Annotated in this window: 12 protein-coding genes; 10 read left to right on the top strand and 2 right to left on the bottom strand. The window is 27.3% G+C overall.

Going from position 1 to position 19,315, the window contains the following annotated elements; genetic code table 11:
- Nucleotides 1-374: 374 nt before the first annotated feature.
- Nucleotides 375-1,226 carry a YitT family protein gene (locus B5D11_RS09490; RefSeq protein ID WP_242942269.1) on the bottom strand — a complete coding sequence of 284 codons (852 nt, stop codon included), beginning with the start codon at nt 1,224-1,226 and terminating at the stop codon, nt 375-377.
- 154 nt (nt 1,227-1,380) lie between these two features.
- Between B5D11_RS09490 and B5D11_RS12705 the strand changes: the two genes are divergently transcribed.
- Nucleotides 1,381-1,542 carry a hypothetical protein gene (locus tag B5D11_RS12705; RefSeq protein WP_164850160.1) on the top strand — a complete coding sequence of 54 codons (162 nt, stop codon included), beginning with the start codon at nt 1,381-1,383 and terminating at the stop codon, nt 1,540-1,542.
- Nucleotides 1,543-1,995: 453 nt separating this feature from the next.
- Complete coding sequence (locus B5D11_RS09485; protein WP_078682790.1) at nt 1,996-3,732, top strand: ABC transporter ATP-binding protein; 1,737 nt, start codon at nt 1,996-1,998, stop codon at nt 3,730-3,732.
- Nucleotides 3,733-3,789: 57 nt separating this feature from the next.
- Here B5D11_RS09485 and B5D11_RS09480 read toward each other — a convergent pair whose 3' ends face one another.
- Complete coding sequence (locus B5D11_RS09480) at nt 3,790-5,109, bottom strand: replication-associated recombination protein A (protein ID WP_078682789.1); 1,320 nt, start codon at nt 5,107-5,109, stop codon at nt 3,790-3,792.
- 340 nt (nt 5,110-5,449) lie between these two features.
- Here B5D11_RS09480 and B5D11_RS09475 point away from each other — a divergent pair, with 340 nt between their 5' ends.
- The 8 genes from B5D11_RS09475 to bglX all read left to right on the top strand — a co-directional run bounded on the left by B5D11_RS09475 (nt 5,450) and on the right by bglX (nt 19,222).
- Nucleotides 5,450-7,114, top strand: a complete 1,665-nt coding sequence (locus B5D11_RS09475; protein ID WP_078682788.1) for a ribonuclease J — start codon at nt 5,450-5,452, stop codon at nt 7,112-7,114.
- 421 nt (nt 7,115-7,535) lie between these two features.
- Nucleotides 7,536-8,546 (top strand): LacI family DNA-binding transcriptional regulator, encoded by a 1,011-nt coding sequence (locus B5D11_RS09470; RefSeq protein WP_078682787.1) that lies wholly within the window; start codon nt 7,536-7,538, stop codon nt 8,544-8,546.
- A gap of 37 nt (nt 8,547-8,583) precedes the next feature.
- Nucleotides 8,584-10,980, top strand: coding sequence for a beta-galactosidase (locus B5D11_RS09465; RefSeq protein ID WP_242942268.1), 2,397 nt, complete (start codon nt 8,584-8,586; stop codon nt 10,978-10,980).
- A gap of 17 nt (nt 10,981-10,997) precedes the next feature.
- Nucleotides 10,998-13,379 (top strand): GH36-type glycosyl hydrolase domain-containing protein, encoded by a 2,382-nt coding sequence (locus B5D11_RS09460; protein WP_078682785.1) that lies wholly within the window; start codon nt 10,998-11,000, stop codon nt 13,377-13,379.
- 53 nt (nt 13,380-13,432) lie between these two features.
- Nucleotides 13,433-14,362: an ABC transporter permease gene (locus tag B5D11_RS09455; RefSeq protein ID WP_242942267.1), complete on the top strand. Its 930-nt coding sequence runs from the start codon at nt 13,433-13,435 to the stop codon at nt 14,360-14,362.
- Between the two features lie 14 nt (nt 14,363-14,376).
- Nucleotides 14,377-15,264, top strand: a complete 888-nt coding sequence (locus tag B5D11_RS09450) for a carbohydrate ABC transporter permease (RefSeq protein ID WP_078682784.1) — start codon at nt 14,377-14,379, stop codon at nt 15,262-15,264.
- 152 nt (nt 15,265-15,416) lie between these two features.
- On the top strand, nt 15,417-16,973 hold the full coding sequence (locus B5D11_RS09445) for a DUF3502 domain-containing protein (protein ID WP_078682783.1): 1,557 nt from the start codon (nt 15,417-15,419) through the stop codon (nt 16,971-16,973).
- An 80-nt stretch (nt 16,974-17,053) separates the two neighbouring features.
- The gene (bglX, locus tag B5D11_RS09440) at nt 17,054-19,222 is read left to right on the top strand and encodes a beta-glucosidase BglX (RefSeq protein WP_278320350.1); all 2,169 of its coding nucleotides are present in this window, start codon (nt 17,054-17,056) and stop codon (nt 19,220-19,222) included.
- Nucleotides 19,223-19,315: the final 93 nt, after the last annotated feature.

Here is a 19,315-nt window from a genome sequence, read left to right as displayed (position 1 = left end):
CTTAATATATTGTTTAGTGAGGTCTTAAATAAAGGTGCATAGCCTGGGGACTCTGTCCCCAGACCCCTGAGGTTTACCGCTTTTGATTCTACCAGAAACGGATAAAAACGGATAGTTAAGAACCATCCGTTTCTATATAGAACACTAATAACCGCTCAGGTTGCTCCTCAGCATTGCCTTATCCTGTTAATTAGCAATGTATATTATTGCCTAAATTTGGTTATAATATACATTGTAATACAGGTTAAGCAGTTGAGATTATTGACTTTAAATTACATTATTTTACAAATAATTTATCCTTAAATTACTTGTCGAAAGAAAGAGAATACACAAAATTATTTACACGGTCAAGGCTCCTTTTTATAATTTTATTTTTATATGGATTTTTTAAAACCTTCGCCTAAAATTTCTGAAGCATCAAGTACAGACATAAAAGCATAAGGATCTATATTTTGAACTATAGTTTTTGCTTTAGGAACTTGAGATAAGGATAAAACACAATATATAATTTTTTTATCTCTTTTACTATAAGTTCCAACAGCATTTATAAGAGTAGAGCTTCTTCTTAAATCTGTTTTAATTTTTTCAATTATTTCATTTTCTTTATTTGTTACAACCAAAATCATTTTTTTTCTGTCAAAACCATTTATCATTTTATCTATTACAGCAGAAACTATATACATAGATATTAAAGTATAAAGTCCTCTTTCTATACCAAAAAATATAGAACTAAATGAAACTATCAATAAATTTATACCAAAAGATACTTTACCAAGTTCTAGATAAAATTTTTTCCTAATATACATTGAAATTATATCAGTACCACCTAAAGAGCCATGATTACTAAAAACTAATCCTATTGCAGCTCCATTTATAACTCCTCCATAAATGCAGCTTAAAAGCATATCTTTAGTAAAAAATAAATTAGATATATTTCTTGTAAGTATTAAAAAAATAGAATTAAATATAGTGCCTGCTATAGTTAAAAAAGTAAATTCCTTATCAAGTTCTTTTATACTTAAAATAAATAAAGGAATATTTAGTGCAAGTACAATAATTCCAGAAGGAATATGTAGTAAATATTGAATTATAAGAGAAACACCAGATACTCCACCGCTTAAAAGTTTATGTGGAACTAAAAACATATTTACACCTAAAGCTGAAAAAAAGCTTGCACTTATTGTAATCAATAGCTTTTTAGTGAATTCAAAACTGTTTAATCTCAAAATTTTCACCACCTTAATTATAGTCTTTCACAGAAAATAAAATATTATTTAAATGAAAAAAATAATAAAGTATACTTCAATTTCCTAAAATATAAAAACTGCTTTTGGTTAAATTAATATTGAAGATTTATTAATTTTTTAAGGAGGGAATTTTATGGATAATAATAAAGGTCTTAAAAAAACAAGGCATAAATCCAATCCTGAACTTAGAAGAATATATTTTCAAAACGGAAGTCATTTCGGGATAGAAAATGGCCATAAAGTAGGTATACATGAACCAGAAAAACACTCTTTTGAAGCTGACTCTGAAAAATAAAATAATTAATTATTATTAATTATTAATAATATTATTAAAAAGCAAAAATCAGTTTTTAAAAAATATATAGTATAAAATTGCTATTGATAAAAATTATTAATTAGGATAGAATGTTATGTGTAAATAAGCTTATTATTTATTATTAAAGTTTAACAACACAAAAAGGTTATAAATACAATAAATTTACAAAAAATATTTACTTTTACATCATAAATATCCAACATGAAAATCAGCATTAAACCTTAAATATATAATAAAGTAAAATAATAATCCGAGCAGGGAATATCTTTTATCTGACCAGAGAGGATTATTATTTTACTTATAAAATTAGCATTAAACTTTAAATATATAATAAAGTAAAATAATAATCCGAGCAGGGAATATCTTTTGTCTGACCAGAGAGGATTATTATTTTACTTAATGTATTAAATTTTAGAATTAAGGGGGATAATAATGACCAAAATCTTAAAAAAATTTATAAGTTATTATAAGCCTTATAAATTTATGTTTTTTATGGACATGTTTTGTGCACTAACTTTGTCAGTCATAGATTTAGTTTTTCCATTATTTGTGAATTTCTTATTAGATGATGTATATAAAGGAGAAAAATCTCAAATATTAAAATATGTAGCATTAGTAGGTACCATACTTCTTTTTATGTATATCATAAGATATTTTTGCCAATATTACATAACTTTTCAAGGACACGTTATGGGTGCAAAAATGGAAACAGATATGAGAAGAGATATATTTAATCATCTTCAAAAATTATCATTTTCTTATTATGATAACAATAATACGGGTAAGCTAATGTCTCGAATAGTTACAGATCTTTTTGATATTTCAGAATTAGCACACCACGGCCCAGAAGATATATTTATATCTATATTAAAAATAACAGGTTCTTTTGTAATTCTTATGAATATAAATATTAAGCTTACAGTTATATTAATTTTTATAACTTTATTTATGGCTTATTTTTCATATTTTTATAATAAAAAAATGAAAACAGTATTTACAAAAAATAAAGAAAAGATAGCTAATGTAAATGCTCAAATTCAAGACAGTCTTTCTGGAATAAGAGTAGTAAAATCTTTTGCAAATGAAAGCGTAGAAAAGAAAAAATTTCAAAAAAGCAATAATGAATATTTACAAAGTAAAGAAGATAATTACAGCGTTATGGGAAAATTTTATAGTACAAATGGATTTTTCCAAGGTATTTTATATCTTTCAGTAATACTTTTTGGAGGAATATTTATAAGTACAGGAGAAATACAAACATCAGATCTTGTAGTTTATATACTTTATATCAATATATTCTTAAACCCTATAGAAAAACTTATAAATTTTACTGAGCAATATCAAAGAGGTATAACAGGATTTGAAAGATTTTTGGAAATTATGGATACTCATCCTGATATAAAAGATAAAAAGGGAGCAATAGAGCTTAAAAATACAAAAGGTAATATTACTTTTGAAAATGTATCTTTTAGTTATGATAATAAAAATACTATTCTTAAAAATATAAATGTTAATATAAAATCAGGAAAAACTGTAGCTATAGTTGGACCATCTGGAGCAGGGAAAACAACTTTTTGCAGTATAATACCAAGATTTTATGAAATAGATGAAGGTTCTGTTAAAATTGATGGTATGGACATAAAAGACATTAAGCTAAAATCTTTAAGAAATAATATAGGAATTGTACAACAAGATGTTTATATGTTCTCTGGAACTATAAAAGAAAATATAGCTTATGGAAAACCAGATGCTACAGATGAGGAAATAATAGAAGCTTCCAAAAGAGCTAATGCTCATGAATTTATAATGGAACTTGAAGACGGATATAATACTTATGTAGGTGAAAGAGGAGTTAAACTTTCAGGAGGCCAAAAACAGAGAATTTCAATTGCTAGAGTGTTTTTAAAGAATCCTCCAATATTAATACTTGATGAAGCAACATCAGCTTTAGATAATGAAAGTGAAAGATATATTCAAAAATCTTTAGAAGATTTATCAAAAAATAGGACAACCATTGTAATAGCACATAGGTTAAGTACTATAAGAAATGCAGATAATATATTAGTTTTAACAGAAGATGGAATTAAAGAAGAAGGAACTCACGAAGAATTATTAAGGAAAAATGGAATATATGCTGGCCTTTATAATATGCAGTTTGAAATAGCATAAAAAATGACGAGAAAAATCTCGTCATTTTTTATTATCATTTATATCATTTATTATATTTTATCTTTTTTTATTTTTCCAAAGAGTATTTAATCTATTTTTTAATTTTGCTTCTATACCATTTTCTGTAGGATTATAATATATTTTATCCTTATGTGATGTTGGAAGATATTGCTGCTCTATAAAACCTCCAAAATCATGAGGATAAAGATATCCTTTACCACGATTAAGATTTTTGGCTCCTTTATAATGAGCATCCATTAGATAAGGGGGAATTCCGCTATCATTTGTTTTTCTTACATCAGAAAGAGCTTTATCTATAGCCATTATAGAAGCATTGGATTTTGGTGCGCAAGCTGCATATATAGCTGCTTGTGATAAATTAATCCTACATTCAGGCATACCTATCATATGGCAGGCAGTCATAGCACTAGTTGCTACAACAAGAGCCATTGGGTCTGCGTTTCCAATATCCTCAGAAGCGAAAATAACAATTCTTCTTGCTATGAAAACAGGATCTTCACCGGAATCAAGCATTTTTGCAAGATAGTAAACTGCTGCGTCAGGATCGCTTCCTCTCATAGATTTTATAAATGCGCTTATGGTATCATAATGATTATCTCCATTTTTATCATATAAAGTCATTTTTCTTTGTATACATTCTTTTGCATCTTCTACAGTTATAACAATTTTATTTCCATTCATTTTTGAAGTTTTTACAGCCATTTCTAAAGCATTAAGAGCCTTTCTTATATCTCCATTACTGTGAATAGCAAAATATTTAAAAACATCTTCTTCTATATCTATATTTAGATTACCAAGACCTTTTGGGTTTTTTACTGCATTTTTTAGTGCAAGTATTACTTCTTCATCAGTCAAAGGCTTAAGTTCAAATATCATAGAACGGGATAAAAGTGCGTTATTTACTTCAAAATAAGGGTTTTCGGTAGTAGCACCTATTAAAATTATTATACCTTTTTCGACAGATGGAAGAAGAGAATCTTGCTGAGATTTACTAAATCTATGTACCTCATCTAAAAAAAGTATTGTTTTTTTACTGTATAGCTTTAAGTTATTTTCGGCTTCTTGAACAATTTTTCTAATATCAGCTGTTCCTGCAGTAACAGCACTTAATTCTATAAAATTTGCTTTAGTTTGATTGGCAATAATTCTAGCTAATGTAGTTTTTCCAACTCCAGGGGGTCCATAAAAAATAGCTGAAGATATATTATCTGTTACTATGGCTCTATAAAGCATTTTATCTTTAGATAAAATATGCTTTTGACCTATATATTCATCAAGTGTTTCAGGTCGTACTCTTTCTGCTAAAGGTTTTAAATTTATGTTATTTTTAGCATTAGCTATATCGAATAAATCCATATATTCACTTCCTAAAAATTTTAGTTTCATTTGTTTTATATATTTTACCATACTTTATTATAATGATAGAATAGTAATTTTAAATTAGGTGAAAATAGATTTATATAAATAAAATATAATTAACAATTATTACATATTATAAATTAAAAGTATCATTAAGATTTAAAATATTTTTATTAAAAATTGATAAGCTGATATATAAAAATAGAAATCTTAAAACACTATGAAATATATAGTGAAAATTAATTTATAGTTTATTGTGGGTTAATATATATAAAAATTATTAAAACTTTAATTTAATATAGAAATATTTTAATTATATAAAAACAGGAGTGATAAAATGGATAGCAATGATATATTAAAGGTTATTCCTTTAGGTGGGTTAGGTGAAATAGGAAAGAACATTACAGTAATAGAATATAAAGATGAAATAATAGTAATTGATTGTGGGCTTTCTTTCCCAGAAGAAGATATGTATGGAGTAGATTTAGTAATACCTAATATTACTTATCTTTTAAACAATAAAGAAAAGGTAAAAGGTATTTATTTAACTCATGGACATGAAGATCATATAGGGGCAGTACCATATATTTTAAAACAGATAAATGTTCCAATATACGGAACAAGATTAACATTAGGCTTAGTTGAACTTAAGCTTAAAGAACACAAGATGCTTTATGATTGTAAACTTAATATTGTAGAGCCGGGAGATATAGTTGAAAATAATTTTTTAAAAATAGAATTTATAAGAAACAGCCATAGTATTTCAGATTCATGTACATTAGCTATACATACTCCTATTGGAGTTATAATTCATACAGGTGATTTTAAAATTGATTATACACCAATAGATGGTAAAATGATGGATTTACACAGAATTTCACAATTAGGAAGAGAAGGGGTTTTACTTCTTTTAGCAGATAGTACAAATGTAGAAAGACAAGGATATACTGTTTCGGAAAAGGTTATTGGCGAAACTTTTGATAAAGTATTTAAAAAAGCTATGGGGCGTATTATAGTAGCAACTTTTGCTTCTAATATACATAGAATACAGCAAATTATAGATTCATCTGTAAATTATGGCAGGAAGATAGCTTTTAGTGGAAGAAGTATGGAGCAAGTTTCTCAAGTAGCAATGGAATTAGGATATTTAAATATACCAGAAGGATATAATATAAGTATTGAAGAAATAAATGAATATCCAAATAATAAATTAACAATAATTACAACTGGAAGTCAGGGGGAACCTATGTCAGCTTTAGCAAGGATGTCTATTGGAACACATAAAATACTAAAAGTAGAACCTCAAGATTTAGTTATTGTTTCAGCATCTCCCATTCCAGGTAATGAAAAATTTATATCTAGGGTAATAAATGAATTATTTAAAAAAGGGGCAGAGGTTGTTTATGAAGCTTTTGAAGAAGTTCATGTTTCAGGTCATGCTCGTCAGGAAGAATTAAAGCTTATACATACATTAGTAAAACCTAAATTTTTTATGCCTGTTCATGGAGAATATAGGCATTTAATGCATCATGCTATGCTTGCAGAAAAATTAGGAATGGATAAAAAAAATATTGTTATAGGAGAAACAGGAACAGTTGTAGAAGTTACAAAGGATTCTATAAAATTAGGAGGAAAGGTAAGCTCTGGAGCTATTATGGTAGATGGTTTAGGTGTCGGAGATGTAGGCAATATAGTTCTTAGAGATAGAAAACATTTAGGAGAAGATGGAATTTTAACAATAGTAGTAACTATAGAAAAAGAATCATTTAGTATTATTGCAGGACCAGATATAATAACAAGAGGCTTTATTTATGCAAAAGAATCTGAAAAATTACTTAATGCAACTAAAGATATAGTAAGAGAAGAAATTGATAAATGTTTAGATAATAAGATTATAGAATGGACAGTTATAAAATCAAATATAAAAAACTCTGTAAGCAGATTTTTATATGAAAAAACTAAAAGAAGACCTATTATACTTCCTATAATTATGGAAATATAAATAAAATAGTATTTAGAAAATAACAATAAATTTGTAATTAAAAATGCAATAAATAAAATATGTGTAATGAGATTAGAGTTTTTAAACTTTATTTAATTCTCTTTGCACATATTTTATTTAATACTACTTTTTGAATATGGTGTTTTGTTTATAGTATAATTGCTTTAATTGGAATTTTTATTGGAGAGTTGTTAATTAAATACAAGAAAAGGTAGAAATATTTAATTTATTTTAAGATCAACAACTCTATTTTGTTACAGTATTTTTAAAAATATTTGAGAAAAATAAATGTAAACTATTGCATTTATATAAAATAACATATATAATAAAATCATAGTCGAAACGTTTTTACAGTAATGTAAATAGAAAATATATTGTTTTATATTTTATTAATGAATAAAAAAGTAGAGGATGAAGTTATATGCATACAATAAAGGACGTAGCTCGTTTAGCTAATGTAGCTTTATCAACAGCATCTTATGCACTTAATGGAACAGGAAAAGTTAGTCAAGCTACTAAAGAAAAAGTTTTAAAAGCTGCCGAAGAATTGGGCTATAGACCAAATGGAGCAGCAAAAGATTTAAAAAGAAATAAAAAAACAGGCATAATATGTATGTTTGTTAGCGATTTTGGAGGACCTTTCTACAGTGAAGTTTTAAGAGGAGTACAAGATGTAGCGATATGCAATAATTACAATTTAATTGTATGTACTTATAAAATGACAGAAAAATTTTTAAATGAAAGACGGGTAGATGGAGCTATAATATTATCTCCTCATATTCCTGATGACTTAATTTTAAAGGTAGCTAGTCCTCAGTTTCCTATAGTTGTTATGGATAGAGAATTAGAATGCGAAAATGTATATACTGTTCTTTTAGATAATGTACAAGGGGCTTATAATGCTACTCAATATTTAATTGAATTAGGGCATAGAAATATTGCTTATATAAGCGGACCTGTTGTATCATATGATAATACCAAACGTTTAGAAGGATATAAAAAAGCATTGTCAGATAATAATATAGAATTTAATCCTAATTTGATTGTTCAAGGAAGATTTACTGAAGAAGGCGGATATGGAGCTGCTAAGCTTCTTATATTAAATTCTAAATTAAATAAAATACCATTAGATGCAATATTTTGTGCTAATGATGAAATGGCAATAGGTGCAATAAATGCATTAAATGAAGATGGAATTAATGTACCAGAAGATATTTCTATAGTTGGTTATGATGATATTAGATTGTCTTCTTACATTAAACCTTCTTTAACTACTATAAGTCATTATAATTATGAATGGGGAACCATGGCTGCTAATTTGATATTTCAAGGATTAAAAGAAAATTCTAAATGCGGGAAATTGATCTTACCTGCAAAACTTATAAAAAGAGAGTCTTGCATAAAATCACAAAGTAAAGAAAAATTTAATTAAATTAAAATTATAAATATAGTACTAAAAGGAGTACTATATGAAAAAAATCGAAACGTTACGAATTGATGGTTTAAAGGAGTTGCTAAATTTGATAGACAGTAAAGAAGAAACTTTTATTATAAATGGCGAAAAAATTTTTATATATGGTGGAGAACTTCATTATTTTAGAGTTCCTAAAAAAGATTGGGAAGATAGAATAAAAAAAATTAAAGAAGCAGGATGTAACCTTATTAGTACTTATATACCGTGGATGTGGCATGAAGTTAAAGAAGGTGAGATAGATTTAATTGGGGAAAGTACCCCTGAAAGAGATTTAGTATATTTTTTAAAAAAAGTAGAGGAACAAGGTATGTATTGTTTGGTAAGACCAGGACCATATGTAATGTCAGAAATAAAAAACCATGGTATACCATATTGGATAAACGAAAAGTATCCAGAAGTAATTGCTAAAAAACAAAATGGAGAAATGCATACTACAGGAGTTGTAAGTTACTTACATTCTATTTTTTTAGAGAAAGTAGAAAATTGGTATAAAGCTATTTGTAAAGTTATAGCTCCAATGCAAATAACAGAAGGAAAAAATGTTATAATGTTTCAATTAGATAATGAAGTTGGAATGCTTCAATGGGTTACTAATCAAGCAGATTATAATGAAGATACATTAAAAAAATTTGTTTGCTATATTAAATCTAAATATACTTTAGATAAATTAAATATTTTGTTAAAAACAAATTTAAAAAAGTATGAAGATGTAATTAAATTAATTAAAGAGCCTAAAGAATATTGTAACATTAAAATTCAAAATGAATTTATGTTATTTATGAGAATGTACTATAAAAAATATATTGAAACATTAAAAGCAATAGCAGTTAAATATGGAATTAAAATTCCTTTTGTAATAAATGTGCATGGTTTTGATTCTAATGATTATGCAAAACGAGGGCTAAAATATCCAATAGGGTTATCTCAACTTTATGAAGCCAGCAAAATTAACGAAATTATTACTGCAGGAGATTACTACATAGGAAATATTGTTCATGAAAATTATCATGATATTGTTTTAGCTAATGCTTTTACTAAAGCAATTCAAAATGAAAAGCAGCCTCTTTTTTCTGCAGAATTTCAAGGAGGATTTCAATATGATATACCAAGGCTTCAACCAACTACTTTTGATTTAACAACTAGGCTTTGTATTGCAAATGGAATGAATTCGCTTAATTATTATATGTTTGCAGGAGGAGAAAATTATGAAAATATAGGGATTCTTGGGAAAAGACATGATTGGCAGGCTCCTATATCTTCAGATGGATCTTTAAAAAAACATTATTACATAATTCAATATTTAGGAAATGTAATAAAATCCATAGAAAAAGAATTATTAGAATCTAAAAAAGATATTGTAACTTATATTGGTTTTTATGTTGATTATTATATGACTGAGTATTCTAATAAATATACACAAAAAATGAATGATAGATTAAAAATATTTAGAGAATCTTTTTTATACGATGGAGTAGGTAAAGGGCTTACACTAAATAATATAACTTATGAAGGTTATGATGTAAAAAGAGATAAAAAAATTAATGTAAAAAAAATAAAAAGTTTATGGATGTTTTCAAGTTATTGGATGGATGAAGATATTCAAGAAAAACTTATTGAATATATAAAAGAGGGAGGAAAATTAATATTATATCCATCCGTTCCTACTATGAATATGAAAGGTGAACCATGTACTAAACTTATTGAAGCTTTAAATATAGAAGTTGGTGAAAGTTTTTTTGGTAAATATGTAAATTTAGAAGATATAGATTCAGTTCTAGCAGATTATGTTGAAATATATAAAGGAAAGGACATTAAAAGTTTTGCTTACTTGCAAGATGATAATCAAAAAGTTTGTGCTTTTGAGAAAAATATAGAAAAAGGTAAAATAATAGTTTTAGGTATAGGTTTTAAACTTGATCACCATTTTAAAAATGAAATAATTTTAAAACTTGCAGAAAAAATAGATAATTATCCTGTAACAAAAAGAAATGATTATATAGATGTTTCATTTAGGAGTATATCAGGTAAGAATACAAAATTTATGTTTATACAAAATTATGATGAATATAAAAAAACAATGGCATTTGACTATTTTGGAGAAATTCTATTTGATGGCCATGAAATTACAATAAATCCAAGAAGCGGGTTACTCCTTCCTATTAACTATAAAATAAATGAAAATATTGAATTAATTTATTCTACTTGCGAGCTAGTTTTAAATGATAAAAATAAAATTGAAGTATTTTGTAAACAAAATATAGAAATAATGAAATTTAGTAAAAAAGTTCAAGTAGAAACTCAAAATATAGATTATAAACTAATTAATGAAAATGAAAAATATAAGTTAATTTTAAAAAATTGCTTACACAAAAATATTAAGATAACGTTTTAAAATTGGGAGGAAATAATATGAAAAAATTGTTTGAAAGCAAATATGGTTATTTCACAGAAGATGGAAGAGAGTATGTTATTACAAATCCTAAGACTCCAAGACCGTGGGCTAATATTATAAGTAATGGTGATTATTCTTTTATGGTATCACAAACTGGTGGTGGATATTCATGGAGAGGGAATGCAGGACAAAACAGAATAACAAGAGCTTTTCAAGATCTTATTAAAGATTCATGGGGAAAATATGTATACATACGTGATTTAGAAAGCAAAAAATATTGGTCAGCAGCTTGGGCTCCAGTAAAAGCAGATTATCAAGAATATGAAGTACGTCACGGTATTGGATATTCTGTTTTTAATCATAAAGTGGACAATATAAGAAATGAAATGATTGTATTTGTAGTACCTGAAAACCCAGTTGAAATAATGCAGATTACTTTAACTAATGAAGATCTAAAAGAAAGAAAATTAGATATAACAACCTTTTTTGAATGGGGACTTGGAAATGCTCCAGATGAACATAGAGAATTTCATAAAATATTTATTAATTCTAAATTTGATGAAGAAATAAATGGACTTTTGGTTGAAAAATATCTTGGCCAATTTACAGATGAGAAAGGTAGGGCAAACAATACAGATTGGGATTATATAGCTTTTCATGCTTCTAGCGAAAAAGTTAAATCTTATGATGGTGATAAAGAGTCTTTTATTGGTATGTATAACTCAGAAGTAACCCCTCAAGCTATGAATATGGAAAAACTTTCAAAAAGAACTGGAAGATTTGTAGACGCAGCAGCATCTCTTCAAGTAGAAGTTAGCTTAAATCCAGGTGAGTCTAAAACAATAGTATTTACTATAGGAGCTGCTAAAAAAGGAGATGAAGATGTTTATAAGATTGCTAGAAAGTTTACAAATATTGAAGCTTCAAAGGTGGCATTAAAGGCAGTTAATAAATTTTGGAGTGAATTTATAGATACAGAAGAAATTAATACTCCAGATGATGCTATGAATATTATGACAAATATTTGGCTAAAGTATCAATCTATTTCTTGTAGACTATGGGGTAAATCTGCATATTATCAAACTTCAGCAGGATATGGTTTTAGAGATCAGCTTCAAGACTCTCAAATATTTTTGACCAATAAAAGTGAACTTGCAAAAAAACAAATATTAATGCATTCAAAACAGCAGTTTAAAGAAGGGGATGTTCTTCATTGGTGGTTTACAATAAATGGAGGTGGACCTAGGACAAGATGTTCTGATGATCTTTTATGGCTGCCATTTATAACTGAATCTTATATAGAAGAAACAAAAGATTATTCAATATACGATGAAATAACCCCATTTTTAGATGATAAAGAGGCTACTATATATGAACATTGTAAAAGAGCTATAGAAAGAGTATTTTTAAGAATAAGCCCAAGAGGAATTCCACTTATGGGAGATCATGATTGGAATGATGGATTAAGTGCAGTAGGTAACGATTGGAAAGGTGAAAGTATTTGGGTGGGAGAATTTTTATATAAAATATTAAAAGATTTTATACCTATAGCAGAAAGCCGTGGAGATAAATTATTTGCTGATAAAGCAAAAGATGTGTTAGAGACATTAAAATTTTCAATTAATAAATATGGTTGGGATGGAGAGTGGTATATTCAAGCAACTACAGATAATTGGGAAAAAGTTGGATCAAAGGAAAATGAAGAAGGAAAAATATTTTTAAATCCGCAGATTTGGGCTGTTATAAGTGGTATAGCAGATAAAGATAAAGCAGAAAAATCTATGGAAGCTGTTACAAAATATTTATTAAAAGATTATGGAGCATTACTTTTGCATCCAGCATATACAAAGCCTAGAACAGATATAGGATATATTACTAGGTATGCTCCAGGATTAAGAGAAAATGGTGGTGTATATACTCATGCTGAAACTTGGGCTGTTTGGGCTTATGCTTTGATGGGAGATGCTGAACACGCTTATGAAGCTTATAGAAAAATATGTCCTCCTAATAGATCAAATGATATTGAAAATTATATGGCAGAACCTTATGTAACTCCAGGTAATAGTGATGGCCCATTATCACCTTATTATGGACGAGGTGGATGGTCATGGTATACAGGTTCTTCACAATGGCTTCATAGAGTTGGAACACATTTTATACTAGGAGTTAGACCAACAATAGAAGGATTAAAAATAGATCCATGTATACCAAAAGAATGGGATGGATTTACTTACAAAAGACAATTTAGAGGTTCGGAATATTTAATTGAAGTAGATAACAGTTTGCATGTAAGTAAAGGTATTAAAGAAATATATGTAGATGGAAATTTAATACAAAACAATATAATTCCTGATTTTTCAGATGGTAAGCAGCATAAAATTAAAGTTATTATGGGATAGTCTAAAGCAAAGTATTGAGAATTAAATATAAGCGAAAATAGGAGGAAATTATGATGAATAGTATAAAAAGTAAAAATTTTATACAGGAAATCAAAAATAACAAAACATTATTTATTATGCTCTTACCTATAGTAATATATTTTTTTATATTTAGTTATATGGTAATGCCTGGAGTATATATAGCGTTTGTTAATTATGATTATTCTAATGGCATATTTGGAAGTAGTTTTGTAGGATTTGATAATTTTAAATTCCTTATTACAAGTGGTGATTTATGGCGTATTACTAAAAATACAATTCTTTATAATATAGTTTTTATATTACTTGGAAATATAATTCAAATCTTTATTGCAATATTAATTAGTGAAATATCAAACAAATTATTTAAAAAAATATCACAATCTGTTATTCTTCTTCCTAATTTTATTTCTTATGTAATTGTTGGAGTGTTTGCGTATAATTTATTTAGCTATGATCAAGGATTAATAAATTCTATATTAAATAATTTAGGCATAGGTAAACATGACTTTTATGGAGATGCAGAAATATGGAAATATATTGTAACTATTTTTTATATTTGGAAGGGTACAGGATATGGAATGATAGTATATCTTGCATCTATTACAGGTATAGATGAAGAAATATATGAAGCAGCAGTAATAGATGGAGTTAATATATTTCAAAAAATAAGATATATAACATTGCCTTTATTAAAACCTACCTTTGTAATGTTATTATTATTTAGTCTTGGAGGTATATTAAGAGGTCAATTTGATTTATTTTATAATCTTATAGGGAATAATGCATTACTTTTCCCACAGACAGATATTATTGATACTTATGTATTTAGAAGTTTAATAGGAAATTTTAATTTTTCATTAAGTGCAGCAGCAGGATTTTATCAATCAATATTTGGTCTTGTATTAGTACTTACTATAAATTTTATTGTAAAAAAGATAGATAGTGATTATGCACTTTTTTAATGGAGGTGAATTAGTTGGATCTTTATAAAGACACTAAAAGTAAAATATTTAAAGTATTTTGTTATTTAATTATAAGCGTATTTGCATTGTTTTGCTTGATACCATTTTTTTTAGTTATATCTGCTTCCATTACTCCAGAAAATGATATTGTAAAATATGGATATTCGTTAATTCCTAAACATATAAGTTTTGATGCATATAAGCTTTTGCTTAGTAATGGAAAAGAAATATTCAATGCATACAAAGTTACAATATTTATTACTCTTTTTGGTACAGCAACAGGATTAATACTTATGTCAATGACGGCTTATGTATTAGGAAGAAAGGATTTTAAATATAGGAATAAATTTGCTTTTTATATTTATTTTACAACTTTATTTAATGGAGGGTTAGTTCCTTTTTATATAATGATGGTTAAATATTTACATTTAAAAGATAACATTTTTGCAATGATTCTTCCAGGTCTTGCTAATGTATGGTCAATATTTTTATTGCGTAATTTTATGAAATCCATACCAGATTCTCTTTATGAAGCAGCAAAGTTAGATGGAGCTGGAGATTTTAGAATATATTGGCAAATTGTAATACCTCTTTCTAAACCTGCATTAGCAACAGTAGGATTATTTCAAGCACTTGGATATTGGAATGAATGGTATAATGCTATGCTTTATATACAAACTCCTGAAAAGTATCCATTACAGTATTTTCTACAAAATATGATGGCTTCAGCTAATATTACTAATTTAATAAAAATTGGAGCGAATATAGATTTATCAAAAATACCTACTGAATCTATAAAAATGGCTACAGCTATTATAGTAACTGGACCTGTAATATTATTTTATCCATTTTTACAAAAATATTTTGTAAAAGGGTTAATAGTTGGATCAGTTAAAGGATAGCAGGATAATATATAATGCTTGGTTGAATTATCATTATATATTTAATGTTTATAATAAAACTTTAACAAAATAAAGTATAGAAGGGTGGTGATATTAACTGTTTAATTATTAATACAATCAATATATAGTATGTAGAATTAGGAGGGGAATCTATGAAAAAGAAAATTCGTATAAAAAAATGTATTGCATCTTTACTTGTTTTATCTATGAGCTTAGGTACTTTAATTGGATGCTCAAAGAAGGTGGACACAGGCTCATCAACTAATGGAAAAAAAGTTGATACTTCTAAAAAAGTAAATCTAGTTATGTATTTATGGGGTAATCAATCTCCAGACCATGAAAATGTTATGGCTGAGCTTAATAAAAAGCTTACTGAAAAAATAAATGCTACACTTGAAATAAAGTATATTCCATGGGATGCTATTTCAACAAAATATCCTTTAGTATTTGCTTCAGGAGAAAACTATGATATGATATATGTATCAAGTGCAGCTAACCCTAATTATTTTAGCTTAGCTGAAAAAAATTCTTTCAAAGCACTTGATGATTTATTGCCAGTATATGCTCCAGAAACTTGGAAAAAGACAAGTCAGGATATGTGGAATGATACAAAATATAATGGTAAAATATATGCTATACCTTCAAGATATACTGAATATATACCTCATGGATTTGTTTATAGAGGAGATTATTCTAAAAAATATGGTATAGAATCTATTTCTTCTATGGATGATATGGAAAAATATTTTAATGGGGTACTGAAAAATGAAAACGGTATAATTCCATGGGATGCTAATATTAATAATGCTAGTGATTTATATAAGATGTTTATTGAAAGTACAAGCACTTGGATTCCAGCTCCTGGACTAGCTTTAAGTACAATGTATCTTACTGCAAAATCTAAAGACGAAATTAATAATATATTCCACCCAGCATTTACAGATGAATTTTATGCATTTGCAGAAAAGATGAAAAATTGGGCAGATAAAGGATATTGGCCTCAAGATGTTCTTTCAAGCAAAAAAGATCCTGTTAATTCTTTTAATACAGGTAAAGGTGCATCATTTTTTCAACATGCTCAGGGTTATATTGGATGGTATGGTGGACTTCTAAAAGCTCAACCAAATTCTGATCCTAAGTTTTATTGCTTTGGTGAAGCTAATAAAAAAGTTATAAAAACAAATACAATGCAAAATGCTACAGCAATTAGTGCAAATTCTAAAAATCCTGAAAGATCTCTTATGATGATTGATTTACTTATGAATGATAAAGAAATTTATGATTTATTCCAGTATGGTATAAAAGGGAGAAACTATGAGTTAGATAGCAATGGTAAACGTATAACTCCTGAAAATTTTGATGATAAGAAAAATGGATATGGTCAATCAGCATGGGCTGTAAGAACTGATGAATTTGAAATACCAATGGCTTCAGATTATAAAGGAAGAGATGATATGAACAAACATTATGATACATTTGCTATAAAAGATCCTTTTGCTAATTTTAATTTTAATTCAAAAGCAGTAGATTCAGAAATAGCAGCTGTAAATCAAGTAAATGTAATGTATGGTGTTCCGATATTATTTGGAAAATCTGGAGATCCAAAGACTGCTGTAGAAAATTATAGAAATAAACTTAAATCAGCAGGAATAGATAAAATTATAGATGAAATAAAAAAACAACTTCAAAATTATAAACCAGCACAATAAAATTTATGAAATAATTTAAGGCCTCCTAATTTGGAGGCTTGAATTATAAATATTAATTTTAAAAGAAAGAGGTAAAAAATGTGAATAGCAAAAAAATAGATATTAAAAAGATATTAGAAAGTATGACATTAGAAGAAAAAATAGGTCAATTAATTCAAATAATTCCTAGTTTTTTTAATCCAAAAACAACAGGAGAAATAACAGGACCATTAGAAGACTTAGGATTAAAAGAGAAAGATATATGGCAAGTTGGTTCTGTTATTGGGATTAGTGGAGCTAAAGAAGCTATAAATATACAAAAAAATTATTTAGAAAAAAGTGAAAAAAAGATACCGTTAATTTTTATGGCAGATATAATACATGGATATAGAACTATATTTCCAATTCCATTAGGTATAGGTTGTACTTGGGATAAAGATTTAGCTAAAGAAGTTGCAAGAGTTTCTGCAAAAGAAGCTTCTGCTGCTGGGATTCATGTTACATTTTCACCTATGGTAGATCTTGTTAGAGATGCAAGGTGGGGAAGAGTAATGGAATCAACAGGGGAAGATCCATATTTAAATAGTTTATTTGCTCGTGCTTTTGTTAAAGGATATCAAGGAGATGATATAAAAAAAGATGAAAATATTGGAGCGTGTGTAAAACATTTTGCAGCTTATGGAGCACCAGAAGGTGGTAGAGAATACAACACAGTTGATATTTCAGAAGGTATGTTAAGAGAATATTATTTTCCTTCTTATAAAGCAGCTATTGAAGAAGGTGTAAAAATGGTTATGACATCTTTTAATCCAGTAAATAGGATACCTTCAAGTGGCAATACATGGTTAATGAGAGATATATTAAGAAATGAATGGGGATTTGACGGAGTAACAATTTCAGATTGGGGGGCAATTAAAGAATTAATAGCACATGGAGTAGCTGAAGACGAAAAAGAAGCAGCAGAAAAAGCAATTAAAGCTGGAGTAGATATAGAAATGATGACTGGATGCTATGTTAAATCTTTAGAAACTCTTGTTGAAGAAGGGAAAATAAGCAGTGAATTTATAGATGAAGCAGTTTTAAGGATATTAAAACTTAAAGAAGAATTAGGCTTGTTTGAAAATCCATTTAAAGGAGCAAATGAAAAAAAAGAAGCCGAGATAATACTATGTGATGAGCATAGAAAATCTGCAAGAAATGTAGCAGCATCTTCTATGGTATTATTAAAAAATGAAAATGTTCTACCAATATCTAAAGAGGTTAATAAAGTTGCAATAATAGGTCCTTTTGCTGACAATCATGAAATATTAGGTGGATGGTCATGGCAAGGGAAACCTGAAGAAGCAGTTTCGTTAAAAGAAGGTATTATAAATAAAATAGGAAGTGAAAAAGTTATAGTTTCAAATGGTTGTGGAATATTAGATGGAAATGATTATGAAATTGAAAAAGCAGTCTCTGAAGCTGAAAAAGCAGATATTATAATACTTGCATTAGGAGAAGATTCTGGAATGACTGGAGAAGGGGCAAGCAGAGCTTTTATAAAACTTCCAGGAAGGCAGGAAGAACTTGCGGAGAGAATATTGAAACTTGGGAAAGAAACTATTGTTGTATTATTTAATGGTAGACCTTTGGAAATAACGAAATTGTATAGTAAAGCACCTGCTATTTTAGAAGCATGGTTTCCAGGAACAGAAGGAGGTAATGCAGCAGCAGATATTTTATTTGGAGACAAATATCCTAAAGGACGTTTAAGCATGAGTTTTCCATATACAATAGGTCAGATACCAATATATTACAATGCTTTTAATACAGGAAGACCTAAACCATCAGATGAAAGTAATGAATATAGATATTCTTCACAATATCTTGATATACCAAATTTACCATTACTGCCTTTTGGATTTGGGCTAACTTATACTACTTTTGAATATTCAGATTTTAGAATTAGTGAAAAAATATTAACAAAAGATAATACTATAACAGTTTCTGTAAATGTTAAAAATACAGGAAGAAGGGCAGGAGAAGAAATAGTTCAGCTTTATATAAGAGATTTATCTGCAAGTGTAATTAGGCCAATAAAGGAACTTAAAGGATTTAAAAAAATAAAATTAGAGGCAGGAGAAGAAAAAAAGGTAATATTTGAGATAAAAGAGGAAATGCTTAGATTTTATAATGATAAAATGGAATTTAAATCTGAAAAAGGTATGTTTAATGTTATGGTAGGTTCAAATTCAAGAGATTTACAAGTTTTAAGCTTTGAACTTAAATAAAAATAAAATAGTATTTTTATAAATTTTATTTTTATATTTTATAATAATTAAAAAATTAATAAAAAGTAAAAGCAGGCTTTGTATTAATTTACA

This window comes from Clostridium sp. USBA 49 (genome assembly GCF_900167505.1).
Taxonomy (GTDB): domain Bacteria; phylum Bacillota; class Clostridia; order Clostridiales; family Clostridiaceae; genus Clostridium_AT; species Clostridium_AT prolinivorans.
This window is presented reverse-complemented; position numbering and strand designations above follow the sequence as displayed.